The sequence below is a fragment of the Cupriavidus numazuensis genome (assembly GCF_905397435.1).
In the GTDB taxonomy this organism is placed as follows: Bacteria; Pseudomonadota; Gammaproteobacteria; order Burkholderiales; family Burkholderiaceae; genus Cupriavidus; species Cupriavidus numazuensis.
The window spans coordinates 1-742 of record NZ_CAJPVI010000161.1 but is presented as its reverse complement, the minus strand read 5'-3'; the positions used below and the strand labels follow the sequence as shown (position 1 = coordinate 742).

The 742-nt window shown below is 66.7% G+C and carries 1 protein-coding gene; it reads right to left on the bottom strand.

Annotated elements, in window-relative coordinates:
• On the bottom strand, positions 1-742 hold a 742-nt coding region (locus KHO41_RS41005; RefSeq protein WP_211958889.1), incomplete at both ends, for an autotransporter outer membrane beta-barrel domain-containing protein.

Genomic DNA, 742 nt, shown 5'->3' with positions numbered 1-742 from the left:
CTTCCGCGTCGTAGCGCACGCTGAATTCCATCGCCTTGCTGCTGGTCACCACGAAGCCCAGGCCACCGCGCATCAGCCAGCGTGCCGGCGGCATGCCGCGCGTAATGAACTGCGCGCCGCCGCCCACGTACGATGCCGTGATCGACGACTGGCCACCCAGCGCGTCATAGCCCACGCCCAGGTTGGCGGTGAACAGCGCCTGTTCGGTCACGGCCTGGTTCAGGCGCATGTCGGTCGACAGGATCAGCTCGCGCGCGGAGTTCTTGCCCACAGCAAGGCTCAGCGCATCCGCACCGGTCTCCGTGTACGCGGAGTCCTGGATGAAGGTGTAGTCCGCGCGCAGCGACGGGGTCAGGGTCGTCTTCGGGGTCACGTCGAAGATGCGGCCGATGCCGACGCCGAGGTGAGTATTCCAGCTGTCATAGCTGGACGACGCACGACCGCTCAGGCCACCGAACGCGATATTGCGCTGGCCTTCGTTGTGGCCGGTGCCGACGTCCGCCTGCACGCTCACGTCCGTGCGCGCATCCAGGCTGTAGCTGCCGTAGCCGATCAGGCGATAGCCGTCGACGCTGGCGGTCTGCGCCGCCACTGCCGAGTTGCCGTCGATGCGGCTGTGCATGTACGAGAACGCACCGCCGATGCGCACCTTCTCGCTGACCACGCCATCGGCGCCAACCAGCATGCCATAGGTGTTCGCGCTGTAGCCCGACACGCCATCACGGTCACCCTGCTTGGCCCA